At 58.5% G+C, this 17,762-nt stretch carries 19 protein-coding genes; 13 read left to right on the top strand and 6 right to left on the bottom strand.

Going from position 1 to position 17,762, the window contains the following annotated elements; translation table 11 throughout:
- The 11 genes from E1958_RS06915 to E1958_RS06850 all read left to right on the top strand — a co-directional run bounded on the left by E1958_RS06915 (nucleotide 1) and on the right by E1958_RS06850 (nucleotide 7,247).
- A complete protein-coding gene (locus E1958_RS06915) occupies nucleotides 1-216 on the top strand; it encodes a YgiT-type zinc finger protein (RefSeq protein ID WP_133511236.1) in 216 nt (71 codons plus the stop codon).
- Between the two features lie 210 nt (nucleotides 217-426).
- Complete coding sequence (locus E1958_RS06910; protein ID WP_133511235.1) at nucleotides 427-1,284, top strand: HEPN domain-containing protein; 858 nt, start codon at nucleotides 427-429, stop codon at nucleotides 1,282-1,284.
- Between the two features lie 211 nt (nucleotides 1,285-1,495).
- Nucleotides 1,496-1,768, top strand: coding sequence for a BrnT family toxin (locus E1958_RS06905; RefSeq protein ID WP_133511234.1), 273 nt, complete (start codon nucleotides 1,496-1,498; stop codon nucleotides 1,766-1,768).
- Nucleotides 1,755-1,997 carry a hypothetical protein gene (locus E1958_RS06900; RefSeq protein ID WP_133511233.1) on the top strand — a complete coding sequence of 81 codons (243 nt, stop codon included), beginning with the start codon at nucleotides 1,755-1,757 and terminating at the stop codon, nucleotides 1,995-1,997. The genes E1958_RS06905 and E1958_RS06900 overlap by 14 nt, the downstream gene beginning before the upstream one ends.
- Nucleotides 1,998-2,077: 80 nt before the next feature.
- Nucleotides 2,078-2,326 (top strand): BrnT family toxin, encoded by a 249-nt coding sequence (locus E1958_RS06895; protein ID WP_133511232.1) that lies wholly within the window; start codon nucleotides 2,078-2,080, stop codon nucleotides 2,324-2,326.
- 207 nt (nucleotides 2,327-2,533) lie between these two features.
- The gene (brnA, locus tag E1958_RS06885; protein ID WP_133511231.1) at nucleotides 2,534-2,740 is read left to right on the top strand and encodes a type II toxin-antitoxin system BrnA family antitoxin; all 207 of its coding nucleotides are present in this window, start codon (nucleotides 2,534-2,536) and stop codon (nucleotides 2,738-2,740) included.
- Nucleotides 2,741-3,129: 389 nt separating this feature from the next.
- Nucleotides 3,130-3,813: an HNH endonuclease signature motif containing protein gene (locus tag E1958_RS06875; RefSeq protein WP_133511230.1), complete on the top strand. Its 684-nt coding sequence runs from the start codon at nucleotides 3,130-3,132 to the stop codon at nucleotides 3,811-3,813.
- A 353-nt stretch (nucleotides 3,814-4,166) separates the two neighbouring features.
- Nucleotides 4,167-4,499: a nucleotidyltransferase domain-containing protein gene (locus tag E1958_RS06865; RefSeq protein WP_166664610.1), complete on the top strand. Its 333-nt coding sequence runs from the start codon at nucleotides 4,167-4,169 to the stop codon at nucleotides 4,497-4,499.
- A gap of 516 nt (nucleotides 4,500-5,015) precedes the next feature.
- Nucleotides 5,016-5,900: an ABC transporter ATP-binding protein gene (locus E1958_RS06860; protein WP_133511227.1), complete on the top strand. Its 885-nt coding sequence runs from the start codon at nucleotides 5,016-5,018 to the stop codon at nucleotides 5,898-5,900.
- Nucleotides 5,893-6,423 carry a nitrous oxide reductase accessory protein NosL gene (locus tag E1958_RS06855; protein WP_165741837.1) on the top strand — a complete coding sequence of 177 codons (531 nt, stop codon included), beginning with the start codon at nucleotides 5,893-5,895 and terminating at the stop codon, nucleotides 6,421-6,423. The genes E1958_RS06860 and E1958_RS06855 overlap by 8 nt, the downstream gene beginning before the upstream one ends.
- Nucleotides 6,420-7,247, top strand: coding sequence for an ABC transporter permease (locus E1958_RS06850; protein ID WP_133511225.1), 828 nt, complete (start codon nucleotides 6,420-6,422; stop codon nucleotides 7,245-7,247). The genes E1958_RS06855 and E1958_RS06850 overlap by 4 nt, the downstream gene beginning before the upstream one ends.
- Nucleotides 7,248-7,254: 7 nt before the next feature.
- Here the strand turns inward: E1958_RS06850 and E1958_RS06845 are convergent, their stop codons facing one another.
- On the bottom strand, nucleotides 7,255-8,019 hold the full coding sequence (locus E1958_RS06845) for a c-type cytochrome (RefSeq protein ID WP_133511224.1): 765 nt from the start codon (nucleotides 8,017-8,019) through the stop codon (nucleotides 7,255-7,257).
- 167 nt (nucleotides 8,020-8,186) lie between these two features.
- On the opposite strand from E1958_RS06845, the gene E1958_RS06840 reads away from it, so the two are divergent.
- The gene (locus E1958_RS06840; protein ID WP_133511223.1) at nucleotides 8,187-10,022 is read left to right on the top strand and encodes a nitric oxide reductase activation protein NorD; all 1,836 of its coding nucleotides are present in this window, start codon (nucleotides 8,187-8,189) and stop codon (nucleotides 10,020-10,022) included.
- A 95-nt stretch (nucleotides 10,023-10,117) separates the two neighbouring features.
- Here E1958_RS06840 and E1958_RS06835 read toward each other — a convergent pair whose 3' ends face one another.
- Genes E1958_RS06835 through rsmB form a run of 4 tightly spaced genes read right to left on the bottom strand, consistent with a single transcriptional unit; the run spans nucleotide 10,118 to nucleotide 15,773 of the window.
- Complete coding sequence (locus tag E1958_RS06835) at nucleotides 10,118-11,485, bottom strand: sigma-54-dependent transcriptional regulator (RefSeq protein ID WP_133511222.1); 1,368 nt, start codon at nucleotides 11,483-11,485, stop codon at nucleotides 10,118-10,120.
- Between the two features lie 21 nt (nucleotides 11,486-11,506).
- Entirely contained in the window at nucleotides 11,507-13,870 is a 2,364-nt protein-coding gene (locus E1958_RS06830; protein WP_243448398.1) for a sensor histidine kinase, read from the bottom strand.
- Nucleotides 13,852-14,427, bottom strand: coding sequence for a DUF4390 domain-containing protein (locus E1958_RS06825; protein ID WP_133511221.1), 576 nt, complete (start codon nucleotides 14,425-14,427; stop codon nucleotides 13,852-13,854). The genes E1958_RS06830 and E1958_RS06825 overlap by 19 nt, the downstream gene beginning before the upstream one ends.
- On the bottom strand, nucleotides 14,427-15,773 hold the full coding sequence (gene rsmB, locus E1958_RS06820; RefSeq protein WP_133511220.1) for a 16S rRNA (cytosine(967)-C(5))-methyltransferase RsmB: 1,347 nt from the start codon (nucleotides 15,771-15,773) through the stop codon (nucleotides 14,427-14,429). The genes E1958_RS06825 and rsmB overlap by 1 nt, the downstream gene beginning before the upstream one ends.
- Nucleotides 15,774-16,024: 251 nt before the next feature.
- Between rsmB and E1958_RS06815 the strand changes: the two genes are divergently transcribed.
- Entirely contained in the window at nucleotides 16,025-16,288 is a 264-nt protein-coding gene (locus E1958_RS06815) for a Txe/YoeB family addiction module toxin (protein WP_133511219.1), read from the top strand.
- Nucleotides 16,289-16,531: 243 nt separating this feature from the next.
- On the opposite strand, the gene E1958_RS06810 is transcribed toward E1958_RS06815, so the two are convergent.
- Complete coding sequence (locus tag E1958_RS06810; RefSeq protein WP_165741836.1) at nucleotides 16,532-17,611, bottom strand: response regulator transcription factor; 1,080 nt, start codon at nucleotides 17,609-17,611, stop codon at nucleotides 16,532-16,534.
- Nucleotides 17,612-17,762: the final 151 nt, after the last annotated feature.

The following is a 17,762-nucleotide window of genomic DNA, read 5'->3' as shown; positions in this document are numbered from 1 at the left end:
ATGGAATGCTTTCATTGTAAAGGCAGAATGGTCAAAGGAAATGCGCCATTTAACGTTGATCGAAACGGTTACCATATTTCATGGGAGTCGATCCCCGCGTGGGTGTGTACCCAATGTGGAGAAGCTCTGTTTGAAGAAAATGAAGTACATCACATTCAAAAGGCACTACAGAAAATTGATGATGAAACAATGGCTTTGACTGCAAATGTAGCTTAGGGTCTAGATAACTTTAGCCTCTGCAACCGCATGCTAAGGTTATGTGGCTCGTTCCCACGCTCCAGCGTGGGAATGCCGTTGTGGCCGCTCCAGCGGCCAAGGTTTCATGACGCTGGAGCGTCTGGATTTGCTCCCACGCTGGAGCGTGGGAGCCAGAGGCTGATTTGTGGGGATACTTCAGGGTCTGTCCCCGATATTCCGATATAGAGAATGAAAACCTCCCTTGAACACCTTCCTGAACAAAAACAGCAGGAATTACAAAGAGCTATCGAGATCATTCGAGAAGAAATTGATCTCGATATGCTCATTTTATTTGGTAGTTATGCCCGTGGTGACTGGGTAGAAGATCTTGACCTGGAAACGCTCCTCTATCGCTATCAAAGTGATTTTGATCTTCTTATTATTACCGAAACACCCCGTCAAGCCAGTAAAATCGAGCAAAATAGTCAACTTATTCAGCGTTTAACTAAAACCATTCACCGAACCCCTGTCAGCCTAATTGCAGAAGATATTCGGTTTATCAACCGCCGACTGAGAAAAAGTCAGTACTTTTATATTGATATTTTATGTGAAGGCATTCTTCTGTACGACTCAGGGAAATTTGAATTGGCAGAGCCAAATGAGATCACTGGGCTGGAGCGCAAAAAACTAGCGGAAGAAGATTTTGGGTATTGGTACAATAGTGCAGTTGAATACTTTATTGATTTTGAGTCCCCATACAATCGCGGCAACTACAAAAATGCAGCGTTTCTTTTGCATCAAGTAACAGAGAGGCTTTACGGTACTATATTGCTTGTATTTACTCGCTATAAACCAAGTACTCATGATTTAGAAAAGCTAGTTCAAAGAGTGGCAAGCATCGAGCCAAAATTTTTGTCCGTTTTTCCTAAAGCTACGGAAGAGGAGAAAGAGCGGTTTAAATTGTTGCGTAAAGCTTATGTGGATGCACGTTACAAACCAAGTTATACGATTACAAAAGAGCAGCTTGATTGGCTAGCTGAGCGTGTAAATCACCTGAAAGAATTAACGGAAGAACTGTGCAGGGAGAAAATTGAGAGTTTTAGCTAATCAAGCAAGGTATAACCGGGAAAAGGGGCCAGGCTCAATTGACGGGTCGTTTTTCACACCTCATTCGCCTAACATTCGGCTACAAGCAACCCAATACCACGGTCCGGCTCCTCGGTAATTTTCAAGCTCAGTGCCACGCGGCATTGGGCGCCTGAGCCAAGCCATTAGGGCATTTACCACAGCAAATATTGTCCGATTTCGAGTTCGTAGGATGGAATTTGAGTGGGATGAGCAGAAGGCGATAGCAAATCGCAAAAAACACGGTGTTACCTTCGAAGAAGCTAGCACCGTCTTCCGAGATCCACTTGCTACTACGGGCGCTGACCCCGACCATTCGCTTGGCGAACAACGTTGGGTGACATTTGGAATATCTGATCGTGGACGTTTGTTGGTCGTCGCACACGCTGAACGGCTTGATTGCATTCGGATTATCAGTGCCCGTCCCGCAACTAAGACTGAGCAGAAGATCTATGAAAGAGCATAATGACACAGATGAACTTCGCGATGAGTATACCCTTGATGACTTCCCAGACGGCTTAGAACGAGGTAAGTATGTTGCTCGGATGGCTGAAGGATCGAATATTATCCGCCTCGACTCGGATGTTGCACACGTATTTCCGGACAGTGCGTCAGTTAACGAGGCTCTCCGCTCGCTACTTGCAATTGCTGAACAGACATCTGCCCTAACAAAAAGCTCCAGCGGACGCTCGTGAGCTCGCGCCGCTGAGCTTACCGTTAGCCGTCAAGAATTATCTGAAGTTGCTTTATGAGTAAAAGGGTATAAGTTTTACTCATGATTAAGTTTGAATTCGATGAAAGCAAGGGTAGGCCTAATCTCGAAAAGCATGGGATTGATTTCTATACAGCCCAAGAGTTGTGGAATGATCCTGATCTGATCGAGATCCCTGCAAATACGAGTGATGAGCCCAATGCCATTAAGTTAGTTGCTGACCGCCTATCGTGGTCGATCAGGATGCGGAAGAGAAAACGACAAAGCGCGCGAATCGGCGTGAAAAAGATCCCTCCCTTCGGTTCGGGATGACAATTTCGTGAGGATTCGCGTGATTCGTCGTTTCTCCTCTTGTTTGTCGACCGGTAACGCTTAACTTAATGGCATTGGTGATGAGCCTAGGTATTTGGTTATCGGTGTACTCAATGGAAAACATTGGTCCAGGAGTAATAACTTATCGAGGTACAAATATCAGGGTCATTTCGGTTAGGCGTTCACGCAAAGCGGAGGTAAATCTGTATGAATGCGCATGAATTTGATGCCAAATTTGAGAGTGACAATGACATTCTAGGTGATCTGGATTTGTCCGAAGCCGAGCGACCAATGCAAAAACAAAAGCGTGTTAATGTCGACTTTCCAGCATGGATGCTTGAGTCACTGGATAAAGAGGCCAATGGAGGATATGGATCTGATTATATCTCCAAGCCATGGAAAACTAGTGGTTAATCCGGAAAACCCGAATTTTCCTCATGCACTTGTTAAATGATTTGCCTATTTAACGAGAATTTGCGGAAAATATGGGCTGATTTACCGCTTTCGCAGCCGATTCATCCTAAGTCCGACAGGCTCCTGGGTTCGGGGAAAAGGCAAGATGAAATATGAAAGATCTAATTGTAGAAGAAGTACGTCATAATCCGTGACGAACATTCCAGGCAGTTTAATTATGATTTAGATGCCATTTGTGAGGATTTTAAAGCACATCAAGTTAAGGCAAGCAGTAGATTGGTTCGTCTAAAACCAAAAGCAGCTAACAAGCACCTGCAGCCGACCGCTACGGTCGCTACCGCTCCCTCCACGTCGGCTGGGGTGTGACGTTAGCTCAGGCAGCCAGATCGATGACTATTCCAACAAAGGATCAAAAGAAACTGTGGGGGCTGGCCGCCGGAAGATGTTCCAAACCGGGATGCGGCGAAGGATGCATAAGATTTCTTGACGAGGGAGGGACTACAGTGATCGGTGAAATGGCTCATATAATCGCACAACAACCTGATGGGCCTAGAGGACAACCGGGCGGCGGTGAAGATAGTTATGAAAACTTGATATTACTTTGCCCTACGCATCACACAGAAATCGATAAGGCACCGGAAGGAATTTTTTCCGTAGAAGAATTGAAACGATGGAAATGGGAACATGAAAACAGGATATCAAGATCTTTTCTGAGCCCGGTATTCGATTCAAAGAAAGAAATGGGGCTAAAAATTAAGCGCTTACTCATTCAGAATCACCGCATCTGGAAAAACTCTGGACCTGAAAGTCAGGAAGCCGCCTCCAATCCGTTGAGTAGCCACGTAGAAATATGGAACTTGAGGAAACTAGATACGATCGTACCGAACAACAGAAAAGTGATAAATATTATTAACAACAACGAGTACCTGATAGACGTAAACGATTTGGATGCTTGTTATCACTTTGTTGAGCATGCGGAAGGATTCGAAAGAAACTGTTATAAACGCACCGAAGGAGTGCTACGCTTTCCTGTTGAGTTTGAGAGAGTTATTGACAATTATGTCCAAGTTTAACGATTGGGGCGTTTCTTATAGTACAATAACGTTCGTAGAAAGAGCGTTGCACGATCATAACAGAGTCGCTGGCTATTTTCGAGATAAAGATATCCTGTTCAATATTAAACACGTTGACGGGCACACGATACAAATGTTGCTAGTTAACGAATATTGCCTCGGTATCGCAGCCATACATCGTGCCAGGAGCGAGTTTCCGGAAGCAGAGTATATTGTTACTTGCGCCAACTGGAACGGTTACACAAGAGACGCGAAGCAGTACGGTAGGGATAATGACATAGGTATCTTCAACATTGGAGAGTTCTTCGGAGCATTATACTGGACCAATCACAAAGATTATTATAAGAAAGACGATGACGGAAATCCAGTTTATGCATACAAAGTTGCCTAAAAATACGAAGGTTTACATTTTCGGTTCCTGGCTTACATCCGAAAATCCCTCTGATCTTGACGTTTTGGTGGTTTACGACCCAATGCACTGCAATCCTTCGGATGCGTATTTAAGATTGAATCCGCTGCTTAGGGATTTAGTAAAGCTTACCGGCCTAAGAGTTCACCCTACAATGCTGACTTATTCGGAACAAGAAGAAACTGGTTTTGTTGCGGAAGTTGATGCAATGGCGCTTGAAAGCTTGCTGGAGCTAACATGCGCATCCAGCGGACGCACCAAAGGCGCGCGCCGCTAATGCTTGACGTTAGCCGCCAGAAGTTTTGAGTGTTGACAATGCGGTGCAATACAGGGAAGTTCGGTAGCTTTCGGGAAAGGTCGTTTGGGCGTTGTAAGGTGGCCCCGGTCACGCCTGGCACTGTAATCATTCAGCTCCCCACTGTTTTTACCATCCATGGCACTGGATTCCAGCAATCCCTGCCGGAATGGCGGACTTCCACTTCACTGTCGTTCCGGGTCGATGCCATTAAGTTAGTTGTGGGCCGCTTGTCGTGGTGGATCGGAATACGAAAGAGAAAACGACGAAGCGCGTGAATCGGCGTGAAAAAGATCCCTCCCTTCGGTTCGGGATGACAATTTCGTGAGGATTCGCGTGATTCGTCGTTTCTCCTCTTGTTTGTCGACCGGTAACGCTTAACTTAATGGCATCGCGTTCCGGGTGGGAGATACCGGATTAAGTTGCCAAGGATGGCAAGTCGATTTATCCCATCGGCTCTGTACCTGCAATTTCAAGCGAAATGATGTACTGGTAGAAATGATCCGACTCGAAAAGGTCGTCAAGCGATTTCAGCGACAGGAAGTCCTTAAAGGCATCGACCTGGAGATCGCGCGCGGACACCGAGTTGCGCTCGTCGGTTCCAACGGTGCCGGCAAGACGACGCTTATCCGGTGCCTCCTCGGGGAATACAAGTGTCAGGGTGGGATATCCGTGGACGGGCTCGATCCGCGGATGCATCGGCGCGAGGTCCTTTCCAAGGTCGGCTTTGTGCCCCAGCTCCCGCCGCCCCTGCGGATGCCGGTCGGCCAGCTGGTTTCGTTTGCCGCGGGCGTATGCGACGTCGAGCCGCAACGCATTGAAATGGTAGCTGAGCGTCTGGGGCTCGACCTGGGCCGATTCCGCCGCCACCCCTTTGTCAAGCTCTCCGGCGGGCAGAAGCAGAAGCTCTTGATCAGCATAGCCTTGGGGCGGGACACAGAACTCCTGGTTCTGGACGAGCCTGCGGCCAACCTCGACCCGGAGGCGCGCCGCATCTTCTTCGAGCTCCTCGCCGAACGCCGGGACACCGCTGCGATGCTGATATCCAGCCATCGTCTCGACGAGGTCGCAGCACTGGTCAACCGGGTGATCGAGCTGGACCAAGGCGTTGTCGTGCTCGACGACCGGGTGGCGGATCTAGCGGATCTGACCAGCCGCCTGGGCTGTCGTCTGGTATTGACACGGGTGGACGACGCCTTCGGGCGGGCCATTCGCTCCTGGGGGTTTCGCACTTCGGATGGCGGTCGCACCTGGGAGGGCGTGGTACCAGGCCCGGATCGGTTGCGCTTTCTCGGCATGCTCTCGCGTTACGCGGCCTTGCTTGCAAGCATCGGCATGGATGAGCTCCCACAACCCGTCCCGGCGGAGGTGCGCTGTGCGTGATCCTCAATTCGCTGCTCGGGGCTCCCCGGCGCGGACGCTCACCGCAACGCTTGCGTTGTCCTGCCTTGCCATGCTGGCGGGTTGTGGCGGCGAACCGGCTACCGGACCTGTCGCGGTGAAGTGGGACCGGGTTGCTTGCGAGCGTTGCCGCATGGTGCTATCCGATCGGCACCATGGGGCTCAGGTGCGGGTAAAGGATTTGAACGGGAAATCCGAGGTGTTCTTCTTCGATGATATCGGTTGTGCTGTCATCTGGTTGGATGACAAACCCTGGCGTGATGACCCTCAGGTGGAAATTTGGGTCAGCGACTGGCGCAGCGGTGAGTGGATAGACGCACGCGCCGCCAGCTATCTGAGCGGCCAGGAAACCCCGATGCAATATAGCCTGGGCGCCCAATCGGAGCCGGCGGAAGCTGCCCTCGACTATGCGGCCGCCAAGGCCCACATCTTCGCTGTGGAGCGTCGCTTCAACAGACACGGCGGCAGCCTCGATACCGGCGCCGACCTTCACAGGCGTAAATGAGAAGCTTTCTTCTTACCGTCCATACGGACATCCTCGAATCGTTGCGGGCCAAGTGGTTCCTGGCCTACAGCCTGATCTTCGGCTCTCTGGTGGCCCTGCTGTTCGTGTTCGGGCTGACCGAATCGCGCATCATGGGTTTTACCGGGCTGTCTCGCCTGATGGTGACTTACATCCAGCTCGCCATGGCCATCTTGCCCCTGTTCGTTCTGCTTACCACCGTGCGCTCTGTCGCCGGAGACCGGGAGGCGGCGGTCTACGAGTACCTGCTCTCGCTGCCCATCGGGCTTGCACCTTGGTTCTGGGGAAAACTCGCCGGGCGATTTCTGATCGTCTTCCTACCCGTCTTCCTGGCCATGCTCGGCGCCGTCGTCTGGGGTGTGCTCAAGGGCGCGGATGTCCCTTGGGTGCTTTTTATCTACTACACAGGTCTGTTGATGGCGTTGGCTTGGTGCTTTCTTGGGATCGGGATGCTGCTCTCGACCTTGTCGCGTTCAGCGGACGTTGCTCAGGCCTCGGCCTTCGTGATCTGGCTCACCCTGCTCCTCTTCCTCGACCTCATCCTGCTCGGCATCATGATCCGCGACTATCTCCCACCGGAGAGCGCGGTGGCCATTGCACTCGCCAATCCCCTACAAGTCTTTCGAACCGCGGCGATGCTGCTGCTCGACCGGCAGCTCGTTATGCTGGGTCCATCGGCTTACGTGATCCTGGACGCCTTCGGCGAAGTCGGTTACATCGCCTATGCGCTGCTCTACCCGACGCTGCTGGGGACTCTCTGCGCCGTCGGCGGCTACCTGATATTCAGAAGGAGCGATCTGCCATGACAAAACATCAGTCGTCTACTGTGGACAGATAGGCGAATATGTCGCGTAGCTCCTCGCGGGTGAATTCGCCCAGCAGCTCGTCCTCGGGCTCCGACTCGTCGTGGATACGCAGCTTCGCGACATACTTGTCGACCTGGCGCCAAAGGTATTGGGTGTATTGCCCGGCGAGCATGGGGACGCCGTCATCCTCATCGCCCCACCCATCACGACCGTGGCAGGAACCGCACTCGCGCCGGTAGCGCTTCTTCCCCGCTTGCACATCCCCCTCGGCTCGAGGGATCTGCACCACCCGCTGGGTGGCCAGTAGCCGCTGGTAGGCGTTGAAATCGGGTGCTGACTCGTCGACCGGCGGCAGCTTGTGGGGCAGCTCGATCGCGGCAAGATACGCGGAAATGTCTAGGATATCCGGGTCGGGCATCTGTCGGTGATCCACATACTCGACCATCGCCAGGTTTTTGCGTGACCTGTCCCGGAACAGTACCAGCTGCCTGGCGATGAAGGAGGCCGGGAGACCCGCCAGCCGCGGGTACTCTCCCTCCTTTCCGCCCTGGCCCGCCTCCCCATGGCAGCCGGCGCAGACTTCGTTGATCTCCTCTCCGTTTCGAAGATCCGCAGCGTCGAATGAGAAATCGGCTCCAAAAGCTCCAACCGTCCCGAGCAAGAGAAGGGAGACCCAGACGTACCTGCATAGTCCGCGTATCCCGCTGCCGAAGCCCGGTCGTCCCGGTCCGGGTGGTTCAAAACACCGCTGGTTCGGAACCGCGAAATGCATCGTTACTTGTCAGGTCTCGTCCGTACATACCATGGGATAGGCCGGATCAAACGCTCGCTGGTACACTTCCAACACCGCTTCCAGCTGGCATATGAACGCCGCGTTCTATTGCGCGGGAATACACCACATCCGCTTCTGCCGAGGAATCAGTTTAGCATCCTAACCTTATGGAAGAGCACGTCGGAACCCTTTGGCATCGGGTCATCACCCACATCGCCGACCGCCGCCATCCCGAGGCTGCGGTGCGGCTCGGTGACGTGGCGCAAACGGTCGGCATCCTCTTTCGTGCCCTCGGGGGCGATGGCGGGCTCGAAGTCTGTGCCGCGGATGCGATCGCCCACGGTGCCCGGCGGCGATTCCTGGAACGCTTGGCGGGCGCCGGCGAGAAGGTCGAGCTCGCCTGGCGGGACGAGCGGTCTCTACGGTTGCCTTCCGTCATCGACTACTTTGCGCAACCCCGGCTCAACCGGGATCTCTATTTGTGGCTGGCCGCGCTGGCGGTCAACCAGGCCCCGGAAGGGCAGGAGTGGCTCGTCGCCGGCCAATGGATGACTCGCCGGACGCTTGCCCGGTTCCCAGGGCTGAGGCCCCGCTATCGTCGCTTGGTCGATGCCCACCTGGCCCTGCGCCCCGACCCTTTGCGCCTCCCGGCCGTCGAGGCCGAGCGCGAGCGATCAATCCACGTGGCCCTGACCGATCCGGGCAGCGTTGCCGAGCTGCCCCCAGGCAAGCGCCCCCCCTTGCCCGTGCCTCTGTGGCTGCACCCTGACCCACCGTCTCCGGGCGGCAGCGAGAAACGCAGCGACCTGGAGCAGCAACCGTCCCCAGGGAAGCGGCGGGCCGAGGACCTCGGCGAGCGCCGGCGGCGGCGTGCCGAGCGCGCCCGGATGCCGGATAGGGACCAGGGTCTGGTTACCATCCGGATGGAGAATATCCTTACTTGGGGCGAGTACGTGAAGGTCGACCGCGGCACGGACGAGGAGGACGATTTGGACCGAGCGCGTGCCGCCGCTGCCGACATGGACCGGATCGCCGTCGCGCAGGACCGCAAGGTCTCCGGGGCTCGGCTCAGGTTCGATCTGGACCTGCCTGCCGAGGCGGAGGATGATCTGGTGCTCGACGAGGGCATCTTGCTACCGGAGTGGGATTGGAAGCACCGCCGCTTGCAAGCGAACCATTGCCGCATCGTCGAGATGTTGGCCTTTGATGCCGCGCCCTGCCCACTTCCCGCTCGGCTTATCCGGACCGCCAAGCGCCTGCGCAACCAGTTCCAGGCCCTGGCACCGGCGCGGGTCTGGCACCGCGGCCAACCGGATGGGCAGGAGGTGGATCTGGACGCCTATCTTCGCTTCGCCGCCGACCGCCGCGCCGGCGGCGGCACCGCTGCGGATGCGCTCTATCGTGAGCTGCGCAGCGGCGCGCGCGATCTCGCCTGCCTGCTGCTGGCCGACCTCTCGCTGTCGACGGACACCTGGATCGACGACCGGGCCCGGGTCATCGACGTCATCCGCGACAGCTTGTTCCTGTTTGCCGAGAGCCTGGCGGCGACCGGCGACCGTTTCGGTATGCTCGGCTTTTCCTCGCGCCGGCGCGATCCGGTGCGGGTACACAAACTCAAGGGATTCGACGAGACCTACGGGGCGGCGGTGCGGGGGCGCATCGGTGCCGTGAAGCCCGGCTACTACACGCGCATGGGGGCGGCGCTCCGGTACGGCACCAAGCTGCTCACAAACCAGCCGGCGGGGCGCCGCCTGCTGCTGCTGCTTTCCGACGGCAAGCCCAACGATCTCGACCAGTACGAGGGCCGCTACGGAGTCGAGGACACGCGCCATGCGGTCCGGGAGGCGCGCCGTCTCGGCCTCACCCCATTCTGTGTAACCATCGACGAGCGCGGCAACGACTACCTGCCCCATCTGTTCGGGAGCGGGGGTTATGTCGTTATTCGCCGGCCTTCGGAGCTGCCCTTGCGGCTGCCGCTCCTGTACGCGCGTCTTACCGCCTGAGGCCGATGGATGAATGCCTTCCGGCCGACAAGGTCTTAGAGGCTGTCTAATACCCGCAGAGGACCCTACTTGACAGCCCAACCTACCTTGCTGACTTACCGCCGCTCTCTGGTCGTGATCCCCAACGAACGCAGCTTCCGGTACAGGTGCGTGCGTTCCATGCCGGCCTCCTTAGCCAGCTTGCTGACGTTACCGTCGTGCTTTGCCAGCTGGTATTCCAGATAGCGCTTCTCGAACTGCTCGCGTGCCTGCCGCAACGGCTGCTCGAAGGGGACCTTATCGCCCGCCGGCTCGGGGGGAACGGGCTGGGTCGATCCGAGCGCGGTTTCGACTTCGTCCTGGGTGATTTCGTCCCCGGCCCCCAGGATCAATACCCGCTGTACCAGGTTCTTGAGCTCGCGGACGTTTCCCGGCCAATTGTAGTTACGCATGAAATTCTGGGCCCCGACGCTGAACCGGCGGTAGGGTAGCTTCTCATGGGTAGCGAAATAGTCCACGTAGTAGCTCAGCAGCTCGGGGACGTCTTCCGTGTGCTCACGCAGCGGCAAGATGTGCAGGGGCACCACGTTCAGATGGTAGAAGAGGTCCTCGCGGAAACGCCCACCGCGCACCTCTTTCTCCAACTCGTGCTGGGTGGCGGCGACGATGCGCACGTCGATTTGCACCGGCTCGGAGCCCCCGACCCGGAGGAAGGAGCCGGTATCCAGGGCGCCCAAAAGCTGGCCCTGGACCTGGCGGTCCATGTCCGCTACCTCTTCGAGCAGCAGGGTGCCGCCGGCGGCCTGTTCCAGGCTGCCGTAGTGGATGTGTCCGTTCTCCTCGGTCCCGAACAGCTCCCGCGCGGCGTTGTTGCGGGCAATGGCGGAGACCCCCAGCGCCACGAAGGGGCGGTTCTTGCGCGTACTCTGGGCATGGAGATAGCGGGCGAAGGTCTCGCGTCCGCTGCCCGCCTCGCCGGTGATCAGCACCCAGGTGTCGTGTTGGGCGATGCGCCTGACTTGCTCACGCAGTCGTTGCATGGCAGTGCTGTGGCCCACCGGCTCGTGGGTGACGGTGGTGCGTCGCTTCAGGCCTGCGTACTCCTTCCGCAGCTTGTCCGCCTCCAGGGCACGTTCCACCGTCAGCAGGAGCTTGGCCATGGAAAGGGGCTTTTCAAGGAAGTCGTAGGCGCCGAGGCGGGTGGCCTCGACTGCGGTCTCCACCGTTCCATGACCGGACATCATAACCACCGGACAGGGCAGACCATCGTCTTGCGCCCACTCCTTGAGGAGGCTGATGCCGTCGTGGTCCGGCATCCAGATGTCGAGCAGCATGAGATCGGGCCGGCGGTCGCGCAGGGCATGGCGTGCCGCCGCGCCGTTTTCGGCGCAGGTAACGGCATAGTCTTCGTCTTCCAGGATCTCCTGAACCAGGGTTCGGATATCCGGCTCGTCGTCTACTACCAGGATATGTGGTGAGCTCATGCCTTCCTAAGTCCTTGTCGATCAAGTATCAATGGTATCCGCGGTGCTTGGCGAGCCGGAACGGCCGGCCTCGGCCTGCCAGCGGGGAAGCCGTGCCGTGAGGCGGGCCCCGGCGTCCGCGTTCTCCACCCAGATGATACCGCCATGTTCTTCGATAATCTTCTTGACGATGGCCAGTCCCAGGCCGGTCCCTTTCGCCTTGGTGGTGACATAGGGATCGAAGATGGTGCCCAGCAGCGTCTCATCGATGCCTCCCCCGTTGTCCTGGACCCATAATTCGACGCAGCGCTGTTCGGCGTGCTCGACCTGGGATGTGGCGACCAGGATGCGAGGTTCGGCACTGTCCTCCACGGCCTCCTGGGCATTCTTCACCAGGTTGTGAATGACCTGGCGTAGGCGCCGTGGATCGCCCATGATCCGGGCGCCCGGTGCCTGTAGTCTCAGCTCCAGGTGTCTGCCGGAGCCGGGATCGCAGTAAAGGTCCATGACCTCCGCGACCAGGGCGTCCAGACCCAGCGGCTCGGTCTCCATCTTGGGCGTGCGGGCATAGCTAGAGAAGTCGTTGACCATCCCCTTCATGGCCTCTACCTGGGTAATGATGGTATGGGTGGCCCGGTCGACGATGCCTGCGTCCCGGTCCCGGAGCTTGGGTAACAGCTTGTGGCGCAGGCGCTCGGCGGAAAGTTGGATGGGGGTCAGCGGATTCTTGATCTCGTGGGCCAGGCGGCGGGCCACCTCGCCCCAGGCGGCGTCGCGCTGGGCCGTGATCAGGGTCGTGATATCGTCGAAGACTACCACATGCCCATACTCATCACTGCCCGGGCGCAACAAGGGGCTGCCCCGACAGAGGAGCACCTGGCGGCCCTCACCGCCGAAAAGCGTGATTTCGGTCCGCCACTCCTCGGGGTCATCCAGGTGCTCCTGTACCGTCTCCACCCAGCGCGCGACCTGTGGGTGCTGGCGGGTGAGCCCGGCCAGATCCTGTTCCCGCATCTCGTCGAGGGACAGGCCCAGGATGTGGGATGCAGCGGGGTTGGCGGTACGCAGCCGCTGGGCGGGGTCGATGGAGACGACCCCGGAGGATAGCCTGCCGAGCACCGTCTCCAGATAGGCCCGTTGGGCCTCGACTGCCCGCTGGCTGCGGTCCGCGGTGTCCCGAGCCTCAGCGATGCGCTGGGTCATGGTGTTGAATGAGGTCACCAAGAGAGCGAGCTCATCGTCGTGACGCGGCACCGGGAGCTGTTGCTCATAGTCGCCCGCGGCCACGGCCCGGGTACCGCGAGCGATGTCCGCCACCGGCGTCACCAGGCGCCGGGCCGTATGGAAGGCGGCGATCAGGGCCGCCATCAGGCCGAAGCCCAACACCAGCGACAGGGTGACCGAGAAGCTGAGCTTTAGGGACTGACGCAGATAAGCGAGCTCGGCATAGCGATTGTAGGCGTCTTCCAGGCGTTGCGAGAGTCCGCTGATATGCTCGGAGGTGGGAAAGATGATCTGCAGCTTGGGCGAGTGGTCGAGGGGATCCGCTACCAGAACCCGTACCACCAGATCACCGCCCGCACGGGTCTCCAGCCCCACATAGTTGGTGCCGGAGCGCACCCGCTGCAGGAGCTCCCGATGGGGCTGATCCGGGACCAATTGCGTAGGGTCCTCGTTGGCATAGCCCTGAACCTGCCCGTCGGGATCGAGAAGCAGGGCCTCCAGCGCACCGGCTTGGCGGCGGAGCGTCTCCAGACTCAGCGCCGCCGCCGGCGTAGCGTTGTCCTCGAGGCCTGCGAGCAGCTGCTCGGATTGCGCAGGGTCCTCGTTGGCATAGCCCTGGACCTGCCCGCCGGGACCCAGGAGCGGGGCCTTCAGTGCACTGGCTTGGCGTCGGAGGGTCTCCAGGCTCAGCGCCGACGCCGGCGTGGAGTTGTCAGCGAGGCCTGTGAGCAGCTGCTGGGAGTATTTGAGCAGTATCCGCTGATTGAGGTCGAGGGAGGCCTGGTTGAGTGCGATCGCATCTTGCATGGCGCGGTCTATCTCCACGTCGAACCAGCTGTCGATCCCATGCAGCAGGAAGCCGAGCGAATAATAGTAGACCACGCCCACCGGCAGCAGGGAGAGCAGCACGAAGCGGATCAGAATGCGACCGGTCAGGCGCGAGCCGGCGGCCTGCTGGCGGTAGCGGCGCACGAGCTTGATGACATTGATGACTACCATCACCGCCAGGACCAAGAGCCCCAGGAGTACCAGGAAGAGGAGGGGGACGAAGGTGCGGTTCAGCTCCTCGGAGTTCCGGACCGCGCCACTCATGAGGTCCAGGGCGACGAACAGAACGATCATCAGAGCCGCGATCGGGATCATGCCCGGATAACGCAGGCGTCTCAGGGTTGTAAGGGCCATTGCGTCCAACCACTGGAAAGCTTCCAAGCAGAAAAAAGGTAAGCGATGGGCCGCAAGGGGAGGGGGAGCTCCTCAATGTCCAGGGAGACCTTGACCCAGAGCTTGAATGCCCCGCCTAGCTTGCGGAGCCGTTCCCTGGATACCAGCCGGAAGCCATCGATCCTCCCCAGGGCGGCGATGGCCGCGTCCCGGGTCACATAGTTGGAACCCATACCGCTGTCACCCGGAAGCGGGGATACCAAGTAGCGCTCGGACAGAGGCTTGTAGCGGATGCGGTAACGCAGCCGTCGATCGACCAGGTTCCGGTCCCACACCCAATCATCGGCACCCCGCAACCGGATATGGACCTCGAGGGTCAAGGGAACGCCATTGTCCAGGGCCTCCAGGGCCTCCGCACTGAAGCCGTAGCCGATGTCGGCGTCCATGACCAGCATTTCTCCCTCGTCCCTGGTCTGCACCGCGGCGACAGTGAACTCTGCCACGGCTCGGGGGGCCGTGGTCAGCGTCCAGAGGACGAGCAGCACCCAGGATGCGAAGGGGTGTCGCATGCGCCACATCAGCCGGATTTCTCCAGCAGCGCGTAGTAGAAGCCATCGGGTCCTCCCGCCTGGGGCAGGGTTTGACGCCCACAGGGGCGTGCGATTCCCCAGGCCTCCTCCAGCGGACGCGCGCGCGCATCGTCCCGGCGTCTGAGAAAGGCCCGGATTTGCCCTTCGTTCTCCGCCGGCAAGAGCGAGCAGGTAGCATAAAGCAGGGTGCCGCCGGGAACCAGCAGGGGCCACAGGGCGTCCAGCATGCGTGCCTGCACGCCGCAGAGCGCGGAGAGATCAGTGTCCCGGCGCAGCCATTTGATGTCCGGATGGCGGCGGATGACCCCGGTAGCGGAGCAGGGTGCATCCAGCAGGATACGGTGGTAGCCTGCTTGGGCGCCTGTTTGGGCGCCCGCTTGGGTCCAGGCGCCGCCGGGGGCCCTGGCATCGCCCTGGACGATCCGGGCCGAGAGGGAGAGCCGACGCAGGTTCGCTCGTACTTGCTCGAGGCGCGCCGGATCGATATCCAAGGCCGTGAGCTCCAGATCCCCCCCTGCGTGCTCCAGGATATGGGCACTCTTGCCGCCTGGGGCGGCACAGGCGTCGAGTACGCGCTCCCCCGGCCGGGCGTCCAGCAGCCCTGCGGCGAGCTGGGCGCCGGCGTCCTGGACCGAGACCAGACCATCCACAAAACCGGGTAGCTCGGCAGTAGGCACCGGCCGCTCCAGCGTGAGTCCATGGGTGGTGTCCCGGCTCGGGCGGGCCGTCAAGCCGGCGCTGCTGAGCTGTCGCGCATACTGGATGCGGGTGGTCTTGAGGCGATTCACACGCAGAGTCATGGGTGGTCGGGCATTGCTGGCGGTGATGATCTCGCGCCAGTGCTGTGGCCAGGCCGTCCGGAGCTGTTCCAGGAGCCAGCGTGGGAATAACCAGCGGACCTCGGGGGCAGGATCGGGCGGTTCGAGCAAGCGCGCACGTTCGCGCTGAAAACGGCGGAGTAGGGCATTGACCAACGCCGGTGCCCAGGCCTTGCCCATAGTCCGGGCCGCATCCACGGTTGCCGCCACCGCGGCGTGGGGAGGAATGCGGGTGTCCGTAAGCTGGTACAGACCCACCAGGATCAGAGCCTCCAGGTCCCGATTCGCGCGCTTGAGCGGCCGGTGCAGCAAGGCACCGGCCAGGGCCTCCTGACGCGGCAGGGTGCGCAGGACCCCGTAGCAGAGCTCCCGGACCAGGGAGTGATCGCGGGGGTCGTCCAGGCCCTCGAGCGCTGCCAGGGCAGCGTCGAGGGATCGCCCCTGATCGCGCACCGCGTGCACCGCCAAAGCCGCCGTCGCCCGGACTTTGATACCCTGTTTTACCTTATTTTTCAATCTCTTAAGCCCCTAAATCAGGGCAACCGATGGGCAGAGGCTCAGTTTAAAAATTGGTAGTGTTCCAGTTTTGTTGTTTCCAGTATGGATGCGCCCACAGGCTGGCAACAAAATAAATGGACACGACTGCTCGCATCGGCCCAATCAGCCCCTCTCCCCCCGGGAGAGGTGGGGAGAGGGGATCAAGAGAGGGAATCGATCACAGAAGGCATAAATGAACCGCTTTCCGAGTGTACGCAGGAACTGGAGTGGTGATCTGGTCTCTGGTCTATACCAAACAGACTCAGAAAGATGCCAAGAAACTCGCGGCATCCGGGTTGCAGAAAAAAGCTGCGGATTTACTCGCCATTCTAGAGGCCGACCCGTTTCAAAATCCACCACCTTATGAACGCTTGGTAGGTGATCTTGCCGGGACCTATTCCCGCAGGACCAACATTCAGCATCGTCTCGTCTACCAGATACTCGAAGCAGAACATAGCGTAAAGGTGCTCCGACTTTGGACGCACTATGAATGAATGAATGAAAGCGAGCGCGAGCGAGAAACCGCCAGCCCGTAGGATGTGGTGAGGCCAGGGATGGCCGAACCGCATCAATGGATGGCAGCGAACCGCATCTTCGGACAGCGGCATGCCCAACACCGGATGTTGGGCACGTCGCCGGGGAACGCCGGTATCTTGGGAGCCCGTAGGGCGGGATAGGTCAGGGACGACCGCATCCCGCCGTCTGAGTAGCGGCGGGACGCGCTGCGCTTTCCCGCCCTACTCGGGCTCGGCTGCAACCGCAGCCCGCACCAATGCGAGCGTCGCAGGCAGATTTCTACCCAGCTCCTCAGCCGTCACGAACTCACCGTTTCCCAACGCCGTCTCGAGCGCCTTGCAAAGCGATTCCAACCTCGGCATTGCCGCTTGTTGTGCAAGACCAACGGCGGTATGCGCCAGTGCGCGACTTCGGGTCGGGTTACTGCGATAAAGAGAGACGTCGAAGAGTGCCGCCAGCTCACCCCCCTCGGCAAACTGATCCAGAATTTCATTGACGACCCGATCCCGAATGGCTGGAATACCACCGGCAATAAGCAGCGCCCGCGCGGCATCATAATGGGAGCTGGTGTCCGAAGCGTCTGCAACCCTATTGCTAAGCTTGGTTATTCCAAGCTCAATGCATGCCCGCAGGATACGAATGTGGGTCTTGACGCCGAGAATGGATTTGACCTCTGCAATCTTCTTATCGACATGTTTCTTCCCGATCGGCAAGGCAGCGGCGATCTCGGTTGGAGACAATCCTTCCAACAACAACCTCAGCACATCTCCTCTCCGCCCTTTGAGCAACTGAGTACGGAGAGACTGGTTCGAACCGGCATTCAGCAAGTCGATCGCGGTTTGGAGGCGGGGCGCGATGTACCTGTGGCCTTGCCTGACTCGTTCAATGGCCTGAAAGATCTGTTCCGGTGCTACGTCCTTGTCGAGGAATCCATCGGCCCCCGAGTCGAGAAGATTCTTCGCTAATGCCGCATCCGACTTGCCGCTCAACAACAGGATCGCCGTATTCGGGCTTTGCCGCTTAATCGCCTCCAGCGACGGTGCATCACAGGGCCTGGGTAGATCCCCGCTGTCATTGGGCATCCAGACGTCGCACAGCAGAACGTCCGGGGTCGTCTTTCTCAGCGTCCTGAACAGCTGGCAGCGATTGAGGCAGATTTGAACCACTTCAATCCCACCGCATGAGGCCGCATGCAGGAGACCGGGAAGCCCCCTGGCGAGCAGCGCCTGATCTTCGGCGACGACAAGCTTGATCTTCTCGTCGGTCGGTGCAGTACCACCCTTATCCCGTCTAGTTGCCATAATAAGCTCCGTACCTCCACCAGTCTCCATTGTAAGGGCGCTGCCTCGAATTGTGGAAAAGATGTTATTCGAGTGAAGCGAGAAATCCTTGTCCCGACGAAGGAGGGATCTAGGGTTGAACCCTGAGGTATCCCCACATTATTGCAATCTA

It is taken from the genome of Candidatus Thiosymbion oneisti, assembly GCF_004359955.1.
Taxonomy (GTDB): domain Bacteria; phylum Pseudomonadota; class Gammaproteobacteria; order Chromatiales; family Chromatiaceae; genus Thiosymbion; species Thiosymbion oneisti.
This window is presented reverse-complemented; position numbering and strand designations above follow the sequence as displayed.

Bases quoted from the DNA above. Each gene is read 5' to 3' on its own strand.
- E1958_RS06915 (WP_133511236.1), top strand. From the start codon at position 1: ATGGAATGCTTTCATTGTAAAGGCAGAATGGTCAAAGGAAATGCGCCA.
- E1958_RS06910 (WP_133511235.1), top strand. From the start codon at position 427: ATGAAAACCTCCCTTGAACACCTTCCTGAACAAAAACAGCAGGAATTA.
- E1958_RS06905 (WP_133511234.1), top strand. From the start codon at position 1,496: ATGGAATTTGAGTGGGATGAGCAGAAGGCGATAGCAAATCGCAAAAAA.
- E1958_RS06900 (WP_133511233.1), top strand. From the start codon at position 1,755: ATGAAAGAGCATAATGACACAGATGAACTTCGCGATGAGTATACCCTT.
- E1958_RS06895 (WP_133511232.1), top strand. From the start codon at position 2,078: ATGATTAAGTTTGAATTCGATGAAAGCAAGGGTAGGCCTAATCTCGAA.
- brnA (WP_133511231.1), top strand. From the start codon at position 2,534: ATGAATGCGCATGAATTTGATGCCAAATTTGAGAGTGACAATGACATT.
- E1958_RS06875 (WP_133511230.1), top strand. From the start codon at position 3,130: ATGACTATTCCAACAAAGGATCAAAAGAAACTGTGGGGGCTGGCCGCC.
- E1958_RS06865 (WP_166664610.1), top strand. From the start codon at position 4,167: ATGACGGAAATCCAGTTTATGCATACAAAGTTGCCTAAAAATACGAAG.
- E1958_RS06860 (WP_133511227.1), top strand. From the start codon at position 5,016: ATGATCCGACTCGAAAAGGTCGTCAAGCGATTTCAGCGACAGGAAGTC.
- E1958_RS06850 (WP_133511225.1), top strand. From the start codon at position 6,420: ATGAGAAGCTTTCTTCTTACCGTCCATACGGACATCCTCGAATCGTTG.
- E1958_RS06845 (WP_133511224.1), bottom strand. From the start codon at position 8,019: ATGCATTTCGCGGTTCCGAACCAGCGGTGTTTTGAACCACCCGGACCG.
- E1958_RS06840 (WP_133511223.1), top strand. From the start codon at position 8,187: ATGGAAGAGCACGTCGGAACCCTTTGGCATCGGGTCATCACCCACATC.
- E1958_RS06835 (WP_133511222.1), bottom strand. From the start codon at position 11,485: ATGAGCTCACCACATATCCTGGTAGTAGACGACGAGCCGGATATCCGA.
- E1958_RS06830 (WP_243448398.1), bottom strand. From the start codon at position 13,870: ATGGCCCTTACAACCCTGAGACGCCTGCGTTATCCGGGCATGATCCCG.
- E1958_RS06825 (WP_133511221.1), bottom strand. From the start codon at position 14,427: ATGTGGCGCATGCGACACCCCTTCGCATCCTGGGTGCTGCTCGTCCTC.
- E1958_RS06810 (WP_165741836.1), bottom strand. From the start codon at position 17,611: ATGGCAACTAGACGGGATAAGGGTGGTACTGCACCGACCGACGAGAAG.